Source organism: Amycolatopsis sp. w19 (genome assembly GCF_051373225.1).
Classification (GTDB): Bacteria; Actinomycetota; Actinomycetes; order Mycobacteriales; family Pseudonocardiaceae; genus Amycolatopsis; species Amycolatopsis japonica.
Window position 1 is genome coordinate 98625 of the sequence record NZ_JBPQFM010000006.1, and the last position, 15310, is coordinate 113934.

Below are 15310 nucleotides of genomic sequence, written 5' to 3' on the forward strand. Positions count from 1 at the left end.
CCGCCTGTCAGCGCTCGTGTTGGAGCGCCTCTGGCAGCCCGTATGCCCCGACATCGGCCAGCTTGTCCACGACGTTGAGACATCTATCGCGCATCGCCGCGTCGCCTTGTCGATAGAGCCGGAGAACGACGGTGACAATGTCACAGCTGATAGCCGCGGTAGCCCTGCTTAGATCACCGAGTTCGACACCAGCGTGTTCGACGGCGCGCTCGCAAGCGATGATCGTGGTGGAGGGCAGAAGCCTCAGGCTTTGCTCGAGCGCGTGGAAGAGGTCACCGAAGTTGTCTGGGAAGGCTCGGCTGGTCGCATACGCCACCACGACGCGTTCACTGATCGAGGCAGAGGCTGGTTCGTGGAGGACTCGGATCGCCACAGAGGCGGCTTTGCGGACATCTGGGTCGCCGTCGTCAAATAGCCTGACGAGCTCGGTGGCAGCAAGGTGCGGTGCAGTGGCCATGGTTTGCGCGGCTCCCTGCCGCGCCAGGATCGGCAAGTCGGTGACGTCGGAGGGGCATGCCTCCGGTAGCCGGTCGTTCAATAAGGCGTTGGCCCAGATGTGGCCAGCCCTCACCGCGATGGGGCTGTCTGTTTCGAGCGCATGATTGAGGTGCCGTGCGAAACGCGGACCTGCATCGAAGATGGCCTGCAGCAGCAGCTCGTTAGCGGGGTTTGAATAGTGTATCTCGATCGCACTTGTGGAGAACAGGGCGTCAGCGATATCGAGGGCCTGCTCCAAGTGGCTTGCGAATAGCGCCAAACTAGGACGAGCGGCCTCTGCGCGTACAGACAGGATTGGATCCTGCGCGAGTTCCGCCACAACTGGGAGCAGCCGAGGTCCGTACGTCGCCTCGGCGGCGAGAATCTGACCGATCGTCGCAGCGGCAACTCCACGCGTCGAGTTCATCCCTTCCGTTGCCAGCTCGAAGTCGTCATCGGGTCGTCCTCCCGCGCGTTCCACCGCAGGATCAGCTGCTCGAGCGTAGTGCTCGACCAGGTCGATCAGTGCGTCCGTAGCTTCCTCAGCGGAGTTCGCAATTGCGCGGCACACGGCTTGGCCAGCCGCTTCTCCTACGATATGCCTTGCGTGTTCGCACAGTTCAGTCAGCTCTGCGGTGGTGATCTTGCCAGCGACTGCGTTGACGACTTCGATGATGTTGGATGTCGGCATCTGTTCGTCAAAGGTCAAGGCGAGTTCGGTGAAGCGTTGCGGTTCGATCGTGGCACGGCGACCGAGCAGTTGTGCGAGTTCTCGCGAGCCTCCGACCGCAAAGTTCCGACGAGCGAGTTCCTCCCTCGAACTGTACTTGGCGATAGCTCGCAACCAGTCTTCGTTGGTCATGTGTTCGCCTGCCTTTTCGGGCACCGGCGGGCCAACGAAGTGAGCTTCAACAGGCTCGGGAGGCCGGATAACGGCGCGAGTGAACTTGCGCTCGAGTTCACCTAGCCTGCGTCTGACAGCAGGTGACAGCCGGCTCTCAGACAACGCCGACATCAGCACGTACTGGGTGCACCCCCAGGCTCCATTTCTACCGGGTTTCTTCTCCCAGGCGGGGTAGTAGGCAAGGAGCTTCGTGCCTAGAGCCTCGAGTTGGGCATCGCCGCAGTGCGGTGTGGCCGCCTCGATGAGTAGCCGTGATGCCCAGACGTTGCTGCCCTGCCAGCCCAGTTTCAGGTTTCGGTCGTCCGATCGCAGCCAGTCGATCGCCTCGTCTGCTGCTTGCTCGGCGATGACTGCGTAGGCACGGCACGCGAGAAACCGCGCGACCTCGTGATCACTGCTGCGCAAAGTGGGGATAATGGAGCTCGAGCTGCTCCAAAGGTCATGTGCAGTCGCGCGTAGGGCGATATCGACGCCGTCTAAGACTGCGGCGGTGACTTGATGAGATCGGTAGAACCTGTACGCCCAAGGACTGCCGGCCTTTCGCTCGCCATCGGCGTCCGTGGCAGTGTCGTCCAATACAGTAAGTACGAAGGGGAGCACGTGCTCCAGGTACTGTTGAGGCGCTGCTGTGGCGATCTCGACGATCGTCTTGTCGCCACCGGCACCTCCTGCCTGGTCGATGTAGTCCGGGAACGGGTTGGCGACGTCGTCGGCCTGTGCTCGTTCTCTGGCGCGGTTTAAGTACGCACCGACAACCCGCGCCGCTCCTGCGGGGTCTTCGTCATGCAGGCCGGCAATGATCGACCAGAAGTTGCTGTTGACCGCGATCGGCCCTCGAGCTCCGTCCAACAAGCCGCGGCGGAGCAGCTCAACGGTCAGGTCGACCAGGCTTGGCGACAGAAACCACTCGACCATGGACCGCAGTCGAAGCGTCCACTCGTCAGAGCTGCCGATGAACGGCTTGACCAGTTCAGCGACGCGTTTCCCGCGCTCCCTGGCCGCCCTGATCAGCACGTTGGCCGTGGGTGTAGCCGTCGCAGTCTCCGCGAGCAGCGGCTCCCAACGACCGGCCGAGTCGGCAGCATCGAACCAAGCGGGCTCCATCAGCAGCGCGAGGAGCCGCCCACTACGACGTGAGCCACTGAATGCGAACGGTTCGATCGCCAGCCAGTCGTCTGCCGCGGCCGGCAGGGAACTGAGGACCCCGATCACGACGTCGAGAAGGTTCGAACGAATCGCGTCGCTGGTCAAGAGCCGGACCGCGTCTGTCCGGAACCGCCGTCGATTGACCCCGATGAGGTGTTCGAGGACCTGGCGCAGCTGGGCGCGCCGGAACAGTTGCTGACCCGAGTTCACCACGAAGTCGTGCAGATCTTGTCCCTGGGCGACGAATTCTTGTGCGAACAAGAAGTCGAAGTAGGTCTCATGAAAGAACTGGACGGTGTCGCCGTCATCGCGGAGGATCCCCGCCGAAGCCAGTGCTGGCCGTGCACGTTGCGGAAGCCGATCGAGGAGCGCAGCTGGTGCATGCAGGGTCTCGTGTTCGCTCATGTAGGTCACGAGAGGTGCGATCGCCCCGTGCCAGCCAGCCGCCCCAAGGTCGCCTTCGACCAGCGAACGGAGCTGGCCTGTGAACTGTCGATACAGGTCCGGAAGTGTCCGGTACGGCAGCTCACGAGACTTGGCTTCCAGCCGGAAGAAAACCGCCAGGTGCAGAGGGACTCGCAATAAGTCGAACGTATCCGCCGCTAGTGAGGTCGCGTCGACGCTAAACTCAGCGAGAGCAGCACGTACCGCGGTGGCATCAAGGTCCCCGACCTCGAGCTGCTCGACCTTGTCCTCGTCGAGTAGCAGAAACCTCATTCTCGGATCATCCAAAAGATCAGCTGTACGCACGACGAGGACGACCTTCATTCGGCCGTGCCTACTCGCCTGTTCGACCGCCTCGGCGACGGCGTGGTAGCTGTCGGGGATCCGGCCGCTGTACGTACTCACCGCATCGAGCTGATCAATGACGAGTACGGTCGGTCCACCGCCGGCTGCCGTAGCCAGGACGTCCACAGGGGATGACCGCAGGTCTGCTGCCTTCCCTAGTGCCGCGGCGTTTCGGCATACCCTGTCGACCGCGTCCATGCGCACTACCGCGGCCGTCCAGCCGGCCTCGGTCAGCTGTTTCACAGCCTCGGCCGCGACCGTGCTCTTGCCTGAACCGGCACGACCGTGCATCACAACAACTGGACGGCCATCATCTGCAGTCAACCGGTCGGCCAGAAGTGACGCTCCAGGATGAGCAGCCATGACCGGCGGCCGCGTGATCCGGTTCCGCCGGTAGTTCCTGTCCACGGTATCACTGATCGCCTCATCGTCCCGTGCTGGCGGGACGACACCGTTACCCTCGGGGTGAATAACCACGTAGGTGTTGTTTTGCGTGTTGTGATCGCCAACCTGCACGCCTTCGCTTTGGCTGACGTCGACACGCCGCGCCAGCTCCGACGGGGTCGGACCGCGGTCCTGTCGATCTCGGGAGAACACTGTTAACTACCGGTCGAAGTGGTTGGTCTGCGTGTTGTGGTCACCGATCTGGACCCCACGACCATCTCGAACTTCGACCGTATACTTTCCGGCCACCTCCATTGCTGGTCGCGTTGCAGCCCCACCCTCGGTTCTGTGTTCGCGCTGCAGCTGGCGTAGCGAGACGATCAGAGCGATTGCCCCGAGAATCAGTCCTGCGATGCCTGCAACCCAGCTCAGTGCTTCGACCACCGGCCGATATGGATGGTTTTCCTCCCACAGCCAGTTCAATGCGCCAAGCTGCCACGCTCCCCAGAGCACCAGGCCGACAGCAGCCATGCCTCCGAGCCACCAGAAGCGGCGTCCAAGCCTGCCCATACGACCTCCCCAGCCGACGCTTCGCCACCGACTTCGTCCCAGATTAATCGTTGGCTGCACGAAGATCGCTACGGCGCTACCAGACTGTAGATCGAGCCTCAGATGTCTCCGACAGCACAGTTCGGCGGATTCTGGCGCTAGCCAACCACCGGAGAACGCGATGTGATGGTCCTGAATAGCTCAAGCGGTGCCTGACACTCCGATGCGAGTGCAAGTTCGTCTACCTGGGTTTCGGTGCGAATGAGTTCGATGGCGCGAGGCAACAGAGACGGCCGCTCCAGCAGGGGCATCGGGCCAGGCTCGCGGCGCCGCCATCCTTTGGACGACACCGTGACCATCGCGTTGCGATAGGTGACGTCACTCATGACACCGAGCGTTCGCGCCCGGAACAAGAGGGCTTGCAGGCTGACGTTCCAGTGCTGCTTGAGCTGGCCGAGTCGTCGCCAGTCCGCCCTGCTTGGCAGCTGTTCGGCGATCTCATCTGCCGGCATCAAGAACTCCGCGGCAAAGCGGTGCGCTTGATCCTCGACGATCCGGCCCCCTGGTTCGGCGTCCACATGCATCACCAAGTGCCCGAGCTCGTGTGCCACGTCGAAGCGTTGGCGGTAGTAGTCGTCCTTCAATGGATTGAGCAGGATAATCGGCCACTCGGGCGTGTCGAAGGAGTAAGCGTCGACCGTCGCGTTGTCCAGGGGACTGAACACGACAAGGCTGCCGTGACTCTCCGCCAGCCTGACAAGATGTCCAACTGGCCCTGACGGCATTTCCCATTGCTTCCGCAGCAGTAGCGCCGCCTCCTCCGGTGCGCGGCCACTGGTTTCTTCGGTTGATACCGGGTAGCTGGGCAGATCGCGTTTGGGGAACTCGACATGCCGCTCGATCGTGGTCGCGATGTCGACGGCGAGGCATCCGTAGGAGTAGGCCTGATCCCGCGAGATCTGACTGGTCGATCTCAATGATCGGAAATGCGGAGCGGTGGCGGCGATCGGGAACGACTGCTTCCTGGCCAGGAAGAATCCCGGGTCGACCTCCAATGCCATCGCCAGGGCGCCCACCGTGGCCGGCGCCGGTCGCTTCATCCCGCTCTCGTATGCCGCGACCGCTGTAGGCGTCTTCTGGATCAACGCCGCTAGAGCGTTCTTCCGTAAGCCCGCCAGTTGTCGAGCCAGGGTCAGGCGACCGCCGTCGAAGAAGGCGGCGATATCGCCCAGCCGTTCAGTCATGCGTCACCAATAGCACGTGGTCCGCCGTCACCGCGCGCCGACCTCCGGACTCGCACGTCCGCGTCAGCAGCATCTCCGGACGGCGGGAGAATCGGGTCGACCGGCTGGGGCCGCACTCCGCTCTTCTGGGGCCCAGGCGGCAGATCCAGCAGATCCTCCCGCCATGCCCAGGCATCGCCACGGTCAGAGTTCCACCGGATGCGACCGAAGTACAACTCGAAGTCGACGGTCACCGGGTCCATCGCATGTGCGAGAACCAAGGTCTTCCGGAGATCACGCTCGTCGTCCGGAAGGCCTTCCAACGGAGGCAAGCCGGGGATCGCCGTGACGGGGAACAGGCCACCGTCGTCCTCGGAGTGAGGCTGACGTGCAACTGTCTGCTTCGTGTCGCTTTTCTCCGGCCAGCGAATCTTCCTGACCTGCCCGAACTTGTAAGAGGCCAGCAGCCACCGCCAACCATCGACCGCCCAGCCAGGAGATCCGTTGAGGTCATGTCGGACCACGGTGCCCGCCGGCAGCAACGGTATTGACTGGAAGTCCCGGCCAGCGATGCCATCAGCCAGAACGTCGCGCCCCACTGACTCCTGTCCCGGCTGTGCCGCGAAGTCCCCGCACTGAAAGACCCGGTCGAGACGATCCAGCAGATAGATGTAGGCGTTGTAGCCGATCCAGGATTGCTTGTGGCCACCTGCGGGGTTGTAGTCCTGGCGCACCTGCTGGTAGGCCGACCTGTGCGCCCAGGCGATGCCATCCAGTACGCCAGAGCCACGCAACATGCCCAAAACCCTCGCCTGCTCAGTCACGAGACCGAACTCTACCCCAATGCAGTATCAAGTGCTCGAAAATGAACCAAGTGCGGCAGCTGCTTCCAGTCCCGTCAGTCGCGCTTGGCAATACAGCCGAGCTCTTCGCTTCGAAAGTGGTCGAGCGAGCACCCGCGGCAACGAGCCCCCGTTGCACCACCCACCAGTCTCAGGCCAACGGGATCTTGTTTATCCCTCGATCAGCTGAGCGCCCGACGCCACCGCCATCACCGCCCTCTGGTCAACCCGGTGGTGGCCCCAGGGCTGTTCGAGGCGTTCGGCGCAGGTCACCGAGAAGTTGGTCGAGCGCGTCATCGCGAGGTTCCCCGGCGTTGAGATGGTTCGGACGGCTGCAGGCGATGATCGGAGCGTTGCAGGCGGGGCTCATCATGGAGTACCGGGCCAGCTGCGGCGACAGCAGGCCAGCGCTCGCCAGTCGTGGCGGCCGAACTCCGCCACGCCGAGCATGCGGCAGGCGTCTTTCGGGGTGGCTGGATCGCAACCGACCTGACATCGACACGAGGAGACGCTGCTGGTCCGGTTATGTCACAACGCCTTCGAATGACACGGCCGTCGCCGAAATTCACTGGCCGGGCCGTGCATCAGCCGGCAAAGAATGAGCCCGTGGTGCTTTTCTCTTCGGCGGCGGGTTCTGCGCTCTTGCTGGCGTCTTTCAAGTCCTGGATCAGGGAGTCGTCGAGGCTTTCGTGCTCGGCGTAGCGCTGCAGGCAGGTGATGACACGTTGCGGACCGCTTCGGTTCAGCGCCTCATCGTCGAGCTGGAATCGATGCAGGTTTCCCGTGTCCTCGGGCGACTGCTGGTGGATGGTGCCGCGCACCGTACGCCGGGGATCCCGGTGCGTTCTGATCAGCCCGTATCGGGCCAGCATGCGGTGCGCCTCGAAGCCGCGGTCGAGATTGAACGTGGTTTCACGGAAGGAGCTGGTGAGGAACACTCCGTTGGCCGCGTGCTGGCCGGGGAATGACTGAGCCATGAGCCGCAGCACCAGGTAAGTGATGATTTCGTTGTCGTTGAGCGCGTCGATCCAGCCATTGAGGAAGAACTCCACCGGGATGGTCGTGATCTTCCGGCGAGCGCTGCCCGCCCCGAGCTCTGGGACTGTGTACCTGACCCGCCCGGCGGCACCGTCGTTGAGACGTCCTTCATCCAGAACCCAGAATGACTCGTACCGGTTGTGCGCCCCACGCGGTTTCCGCAGTTCTATACGCCCATGCTCTTGCAGTCGATCAAGGGCCGAGTGCAACTGGCGAAGCCGGTTGCGTCTCCGATCTCCAGCGAAGGTCGTTCGACGCGTTGAATCCTTGGTCGGCAGCGCCGAGAAAGTGATCCAGCTCGATAGCTCGCCGCCCGCGACGGACGATTTCGCATCCAACGGAAGCATCGTCCGGGCCACCAAGGCAGCCCCCGTGCGACTCGGGGGACGAGCCTGCAGCTCGAACAACACCAACAGCAGCACTTTCAGCGCCGCCCCCTTGGAAGTGCTGATGTGCTGAATCCGCGTCGGCCCTTCCTCATCGTCGTCCCGGCCGAACAACGCCGACCGCACTCTGACCATACGTAGCGGCTCGTCGATCGAACGCACGGCCACCAAAGCCCGCCGGGCCTTCGTGGCAGCGTCGAAGGCGCTGGCGCTGTCACGCGGCGGCGTGTCCAGCAGGCTCTCCAGGCGGGCGATCCGTTTGGAGATGCGTTCCGGCATCGGCCGCGGGGTGCGTTCCATCCAACCCTCCCCATGATCAACTAACCAATTTCATGATCATCAAGATTAATTCAAGCGGATAGACCGGAGCAGATAGACCGCTCCGTAGTTCGTTACACGGTTAGCCAACTACGGAGCAGTCTATCCGTTATTTGAGGGGGCGTGACAACGGCATGTTTCCTGGTCACAGTGGTGTTCTACAGGTGACACAACGCCTGAATGATGAGATGAGAACCAAGGACACCACGACATGGCCGTCTGAAGTGAGCATCACACCTAGGTGCTCGCATCCCCCATCAGCCACACCATGTACGCTGAGTCACAGACCTTCCGGTCTGCGTGCGAGCCTGACAAGCTCACGCGCGATATCCGAGCACAGATTGAACATCCTTCACGGAGCGAAAGCCGTGCCAGCCTGTTCTTGGCGGATCGGCAGTGTGGTTAGTCGTGCATGAGTCGGCAACGTGTCCGGACATGTACCCGTCCAGCGAGCCTGGACACCTGTGTTCCGTTTGGCGCGGTACAGCACCATCGAGGCCGGAACCCAGGAGCAACACCCGCCGACGAGTGTCGGCATGTGCAGTACCTCGTACTTCACCTTTACCGGCTGGTGGAGACGCCTCGGCTCTGCTAGCGGTGAGGGTTGCGCGTGTCAGAGTTCGTTGCTCGTGTCGAGACCATGTCCACAACCAGTGTCGTGGTCGCATGGGTCCTTGGCATGACCGTGATCTTCGGTATTTGGCTCGTCTTGCGCCCGTTCCGCGACAAAGTGATGCCAGGCGGCCGGATCCGGATCAAAGCGCTGTTCTTCGAGATCGAAATCGGCCCGCCTGCGCCGACTCCCAAGGATGCCGCGGGCGAGACCTCCGAGCAGCAACCACCCGCTAGCGACGTGTCAAAACTGGCCGACTCCGACCCGCCGAGTTGAAACAACGACCTACTCCCTTAGGGCGTGTTCTCCCCACAACCGGCACGATCGTCCTCGTCTCGAAGTCTTCCCCGCACGGCTGAGACTGGTCCGAGAAAGTGCCCTCCATCTACGACGTACCGCGTCAGCAGCAATGAACCTCCTGCTAAGACCCGAGATCTCACACCAATTTACCTGGAGCAGTCCTGGAGCACGCCGTCGATTACAACAGCGCCCTACGACACCGGACCGCATCGAACAGAGCACAACTGCGTCAGCCGACCAGCTGGTTCTCGATAACCGCAGGTCATCGCCCTGCCCGGACCTGGCAGTGAGGGGTCAGGGTTCGAGTCCCCTTAGCTCCACCGGAAGTTCGACTTTCATGCTCTGACCTGCAATCTGTTCGTAGAGTAACCCTCTCGCTCGAAACGTGAGCGAGAGGGTTTTCCTGGTCAGGTCCCGTTTTCGGGTTCTAATGTCCCAAGGTGTCGCGCCTGCCGTGACAGGTGATGTTTAGGTCAGGGTGTTGCTGACCAAAGGTTCGTGGTCAGTGATGCGGCTGTCGGCGATGCAGAGCCGACGGAAGAGAGCATGGTTGAGTAGCCGGCGATGGTCGTCGTCGCGGGCCTGGTAAACCTGGACTGCGGTGAGGAAGGTCGTCGTTCGCGGTGACCTGGTAGTCGGGTCCGCCTTTGGAGCAGCAGAATCGCCACGTCGAGCGTGTCGGCGGTCGCGACAGGGTCGCCGCCGCCGAGCTCAAGACACGTCCCGGGTGTGGAGCCCATCGGAAGCTTCGATCGCGGCGTCCTGACCGATAGTCGTGGCGGTTCCACCGGTGCCGCCGCTTTCTCCAGCGGAGTCAAGGCGGCGCTGGCACGCCAGGGCATCACAGCATGTGCATCGGTGGCCGAGTAGAAGCCTCAAGACCCGGTAAGCGGCGTCCCGGCGGGTCTTCGTCCTGGCCAGGACGCTGATCGCGACGAGGCCCGAGGTGACGGCGAACAAGACTATCGCGGCGCTGCACGCGACGGCCGCCAGCGTAGACAGTTGTGTCACGGCCAGCGCGTAGCAGCCGACAACTGCTCTGGCCCTCATGGTTGTCATGAGTCAACAGTGGCTCGCCTGGTGTCCGGTTTGGTCCGGCCGCCGAAGCCGGACGCGAGACCACCTAAGATTGGGCGTCAATTTCCCAGCATGATTGAGCGCCCGAGGAGTGCCGCACGTGGACCCGCGTCTCACATTTGCTGCACACCTGCGCGAGTTACGAGTACTGGTGGGCGAGCCGAGCTATCGGGAATTGGAAGTTTGCGCCAGCAGGCTGCCTGGAGCCAGGCTGGCCAGAGCCACCATCAGCGACTTGTTGAGTGGCAGAGCCTCACGGTGGCCCACGGTGGAATCATTCGTGTTGGCATGCGAGCGATATGCCAAGGACAGACGAGCAGGCGTACCACCCGAGTCATTCGATCTGGCTCGTTGGCGGGCGGACTTCGACGCGACTCGGCGCCTGGAAGCGGATCTGGGCGGGGGACCGTTGCGAGAGCCGTACCGGCCGGCCGACAGCGCGGAAACACCGGTGCGGCTGTTGCGTGCGGAATACGCGTTGGTGCCGTTCCAGGCACGTGATGAACTGACTGTGCTGCTGGAATGGTGCCGTCAGGTCGTCGAGGGTGACCGAACGGGCATCGCGGTCGTGGACGGAATTGGCGGCGCGGGCAAAACCCGACTGGTGCTCGAGTTGGCCAACCGATTCCGGCAGAGGGGCTGGCACTCGGGCGTGCTGCCCAAGGGCGCCGATCCGACTTCGTTGACGACCGTGAGCACACCCCTCCTGGTAGTGGTGGACTACGCGGACGGTCGGGTCAGCGAGGTGACGAACCTGCTAAAACTGCTGCGTGCCGGACGAGAGCGGCCGTCGGTCGTGGTGCTTACAGCTCGGTCCGCCGCCGGCCAGTGGTTCACCGACATCGTGGGTGCCCTGGACGACGACCGGCATTCCTACCGACGTGAGGAAATCAACCTTCCGGACGAGCACCCGAGCACGACGGACATATTTCTCCGGACCATCGCCGCGCTGGCTCCCAACGGCCGGGTGTCGATTCCGCTCACACCAAGTACCGCCATCCGATGGACGACGCTTGACCTCGTGCTCCTCGGGTGGATCGCCGCTTCCGGTGTCACCACACTGCCTACCACCCAAACCGAACTGTACGACGAAGCGTTGCGGCACGAAGAGAACTACTGGTGCAAGGTGTATACGGAGCTGGCGGGCCGTACACCTGACCGGAGACTGCTGCGCACCGCCGCGGCCTGTGTGTCGCTCGTGGCCGCAGACGAAAAGCAGGCGGGTCGGGTGCTAACCGCCATCGACGACCTGAACGACGACCCAACGGAACGACGCCTCATCCGGCGCACGCTGCAGACTTGTCTCAGCCCGGCCAGCGGGGAAGGGCTCGCAGTCCGCCCCGATCCGATCGGCGACCACCTGCTGCTCAGCGAACTCGCTCGAGACGAATCACTGCTCCACGCGACGCTCGCTCACGCTGGTGAGCAGCGGATTGACACCGCGATCGCCATTCTGGACAGGGCCGGACAGCGCGAGCCGGCCACCACCGTCCCCATGATCACCGCAATCCTCGGTGCCGAGCCGACACGGTGGCGAGCCGCGTTCGCCGTGGCGATCCGACAGCCCGGGCCAGCGCTCACCGCACTGTGCGACGTCGTCTCCCGTCCTTCGACCGCCATTCCGCTGGATTCCCTCTCTGCCGAACTGCCACTCAGGACCGTGCCGATGTACGAACTCGGCCTCATCGTCGACAAGACCCGCCTGGACGACGCGCGGCGGACCGGAGCGCCTCGGCATATTGTCGCCGCGCTTCTCGTACAGGTCGCAGAGCGTGCCCGCTATGCCGGTGACCCGACTACCGGCTTCGCCGCGATCACCGAAGCGGTTGGTCACTACCGGGAACTCGTGATCACCGAGCCCGCCGGCTACGAGCGCGATCTGGCAATGTCCCTGGAACGCCAGGCCGTGTTCCAGGTCCAGCTGGGACATCCACAAGAGGCGCTGACGACCACCGAGGAGGCCGTCTCACGTTACCGGCTGATGGCGCGGACAGAGCTCGGAACGGGTCTGCCCCAACTGGCAAGCGGGGTGGCTAGCCTCGCCAACCGACTGCTCGCTCTGGGGCGTCATGAGAATGCGCTCGCAGCCGCTGAAGAGGCCGTGGACATCCATCAACGCCTGACCACGCCTGACTCGACCTTTCGCCGACGTGAACGGGCCAGAGCGTGGTCGATCCTCGGCGCGACCCGGACCGACCTGGGCATTCATCAGAAGGCACTAGACGCGACCGAAGAAGCAGTGACGCTTTATCGGCAGCTCGCCGCTGACGACCCGGCGGGCTTCCTGGCCGATCTCGCTGGTTCGCTGGCCAACCTCGGTGTGCAGTTATCCGACGTGGATCGACTGGGTGAGGCGCTCAACGCGGCGGTGGAGGCCGTCCACATTCACGAATATCTGGCCGACGCCAACCCCGCCGTCCATCTTCCGGATCTCGCGGCGGCGTTGACCAACCTCGGCAATCGTTTGTCCGAAGTAGACATCCGGGGTGCCCTCGCGGTCGTCACGAAGGCCGTTGACATCTACCGGCGACTGGCGGGATCGGGACGGGCCGGACATAGGGCTCACTTCGCCGCGTCGCTCATCAGCCTGAGCAAATGCCAGATGGCTGTCAAACAGTGGGAAGAAGCGCTCGAAACCGCGCAGGAAGCCGTGGACAGCTGCCGGCAGCTGTTCATAATGAATCCGGACGCCGACATTCGACACCTGGCCATAGCCACCCTCACGCTCAGTCTCGCCCTGACGTGCACGAACCATCACGAGAAGGCGCTCGAAGCGGCAGAAGAAGCCGTTACCCTTCATCGGCGACTCGCCGCAGCGAACCGGGTCGCTCACCTGAGCGGACTGGCCAACGCACTGAACGCTCTCAAAAACGCACGATCGGATCTGGGGCGGCACGGGGAAGCGCTGGAAGCAGCGGAAGAAATACTCGCCCTGTACCGGCGTCTCGTCCGACTCGACCCGGCACGCCACCAGCGGCACCTTGCCGACTCGATGTTCTCCGTCAGTCGTCTGCTCTCCGGGACGGAGCGTCGCGACGAGGAGTTCGCCGCTGGAGAGGAAGCCACGGCACTGTATCGACAATTGGCGGAGGGGAACCCCACTGTTGACGACCTGTCCAAGTTCGGCGCCGCACTGATCAGCTTTGGCCTGAGTCTGGTAGATCTCGGGCAGTGGCGACGTGCGCACCAGTGTGCCGTAGAAGCCGTCGACCTCTTCGAACGTCTGACCGACGTGAATTCCGCCAGACACCTTCCTGATCTGGCTCGTGCACGGGACTTACTCGGAGCGGTCCAGACCAGCTTGGGATGGTTCGATGACGGGCTGGCATCTGCGAAGAATGCCGTTGGTCTGTATCGCGAACTGGCTGACGCCGACTGGAACGCCTACCTGCCTGACCTTGCCGCGTCGCTGCACAACCTCGGCGTCGTTTGCTCCGAGATGGACCGGCTGCAAGAGGCACTGCTCGCCGCTGAGGAGGCTGTCCAGCTCTATCAGGAACTGACTGCGGACGACGTGTTGGCTTATCTGCCCCAGTTTCCCAACGCTTTGAGCGGTCTCAGCGATGCCTTGTCCGCGCTGGAGCGGCGGGAGGACGCGCTGATGGTCGCTGAGGAAGCCGTCGCGCTATACGAGCAACTCGACGAGCTGAGCCGAGTCCGGCTTTTGCCTGAGTGGGCGAGTTCACTGATCACTCTCGGCAGCAGACTGGGAGCGGAGGGTCGGCATCAGGAGGCGGTCGCGACCGCAGAACAAGGTGTTGCGATCCAGCGCCAGCTGGCCGAGGAGAATCCGACCGCGCACCTTTCCAAACTTGCCGACTCACTGAATAATTTCGGCGTTTACCTGTCCCGCGTGGATCGGCCCCACGACGCGACCGCGGCAATGTCGGAGTCTGTCGCGCTGTACCGTCAGCTTGCCGAAGCGGATCCGGTCGCACACCTTCCCCGTTTTTGCGTTGTACTGAACACACTCAGCAAACAGTTCGACGTGGACGAGAACGACGAGGCCGCCGGTAAGGTGTGGGACGACGCGATCAACGCTGTGCCGCCCGGACCGGCGCGCTCAGAGCTACGCACTGCCCTGGCGCGGCGGTGGGCAGCGGCGGACCATACCGAGTCGGCACTGGAACAGGTGTTCCGCGCCGTGGCCGAACTGGAGGACCCAGCGCTCGACACGGCCGATGCAGAGGCACACGCCTTCCGTGTCAGACAATCGATCCGTGACGTCGTCATTGAGTACGGCATGATCTCCGACGGCTTGCCAACGTGGGCGGTGCGGCCGATTCCACGAGCTCAGCTCGAACTTTGTGACGCGATGGAAACAGTCGAGGACTGGATCACCGCACGGAAGCTGTTGTGCGAGTACAAGGAGGTGTTCGACGACCTCGAGTTCGCCGCGAACGTGGAGATCATCGCAGCTCTCCGGTCAAATACCTCGATCGAACGCAAGCTGGGTGTACCGCTGAAGGTGATCGCGCGAGACGGGTTCGACGCGTACGTGGCCGATCAGGACGCCCGCCACGCTGAGCACGAACTGCTGAAGTCCTGGCTCGCAATGCCGAGCCGGGATGACTTCGTACGATTCTACCGCACGCACTGGGAAGCGCTCTCGCGCGACAGCTGCCAGCGGCGTCTGGCCACCTTCGACGATCCAGCGACGCCAGTTGGTCTCGCGGTCCTGGCCCTCGGGACCACTCTGTCCCCGGATGACGTGTTGGCCATCGTCACCGATTCCGCGACGGCCACGGACGCCGCGTTCCAAGCCATCGAGACTGGGCACCTCGGTCGGCTCTGGGCCATCGCCGAAACGGCGCCCGAGTTGCGGACAACACCGACCACCTGGGGATTGATCGTCGTCGGTCACCTGCTAGACCAGGGTCGGCCGGACGCGGCGATGGATATCGGCCGTCAACTCGCCGAGTTGGGCACCCCAATTGTTCGCCGGGCGCACGCCGCACGGCTGCGTGCGCTCCTGAAGTGCCGACCGGAGCTGGCCGAACTGCCAGAACTGATCAACATCATCGACCACACGCCATCCGGCTGACGTCCCGGTAGCGGAGGAGCGGTGGCCGAGCGCCTCAGAGTATTGGACTGGCTGCGGAAGAGGCGCCTCATTGTTGAGGCATCAAACCCGCACGCCGCCAGCTCAGGTCGAGCTGGCTGTCCCGCTGATTCGGCTCTGATCACCGCCACAAGCAACCGAGAGCGTGCGGCTCCGATGCGGAACCTCCGGCGAAGGGTGTCCGCGGATATTGGCCGACGAC

General features: G+C 63.3%; 8 protein-coding genes. 2 read left to right on the top strand and 6 right to left on the bottom strand.

The genetic code is table 11. The features are described 5' to 3' along the window. Nucleotides 1-7: 7 nt before the first annotated feature. From ACSMFO_RS15280 to ACSMFO_RS15305, 6 genes are all read right to left on the bottom strand, one after another. Nucleotides 8-3913 (bottom strand): hypothetical protein, encoded by a 3906-nt coding sequence (locus tag ACSMFO_RS15280; protein WP_436459086.1) that lies wholly within the window; start codon nucleotides 3911-3913, stop codon nucleotides 8-10. Nucleotides 3914-3919: 6 nt separating this feature from the next. Beyond that, entirely contained in the window at nucleotides 3920-4270 is a 351-nt protein-coding gene (locus ACSMFO_RS15285; protein WP_436459087.1) for a hypothetical protein, read from the bottom strand. A 137-nt stretch (nucleotides 4271-4407) separates the two neighbouring features. Beyond that, nucleotides 4408-5493, bottom strand: a complete 1086-nt coding sequence (locus ACSMFO_RS15290; protein WP_436459088.1) for a helix-turn-helix domain-containing protein — start codon at nucleotides 5491-5493, stop codon at nucleotides 4408-4410. Then, entirely contained in the window at nucleotides 5490-6296 is an 807-nt protein-coding gene (locus ACSMFO_RS15295; RefSeq protein WP_436459089.1) for a hypothetical protein, read from the bottom strand. Before ACSMFO_RS15295 ends, ACSMFO_RS15290 begins: the two co-directional genes overlap by 4 nt. 189 nt (nucleotides 6297-6485) lie before the next feature. Next, nucleotides 6486-6611 carry a hypothetical protein gene (locus ACSMFO_RS15300; RefSeq protein WP_436459090.1) on the bottom strand — a complete coding sequence of 42 codons (126 nt, stop codon included), beginning with the start codon at nucleotides 6609-6611 and terminating at the stop codon, nucleotides 6486-6488. 287 nt (nucleotides 6612-6898) lie between these two features. Beyond that, nucleotides 6899-8038, bottom strand: a complete 1140-nt coding sequence (locus ACSMFO_RS15305) for a hypothetical protein (RefSeq protein ID WP_436459091.1) — start codon at nucleotides 8036-8038, stop codon at nucleotides 6899-6901. Nucleotides 8039-8735: 697 nt separating this feature from the next. On the opposite strand from ACSMFO_RS15305, the gene ACSMFO_RS15310 reads away from it, so the two are divergent. Together ACSMFO_RS15310 and ACSMFO_RS15315 are read left to right on the top strand one after the other, a co-directional pair. Continuing rightward, nucleotides 8736-8945 (top strand): hypothetical protein, encoded by a 210-nt coding sequence (locus ACSMFO_RS15310; protein WP_436459092.1) that lies wholly within the window; start codon nucleotides 8736-8738, stop codon nucleotides 8943-8945. A 1369-nt stretch (nucleotides 8946-10314) separates the two neighbouring features. Further along, on the top strand, nucleotides 10315-15090 hold the full coding sequence (locus ACSMFO_RS15315) for a tetratricopeptide repeat protein (RefSeq protein ID WP_436459093.1): 4776 nt from the start codon (nucleotides 10315-10317) through the stop codon (nucleotides 15088-15090). The last annotated feature ends 220 nt before the right edge of the window (nucleotides 15091-15310 follow it).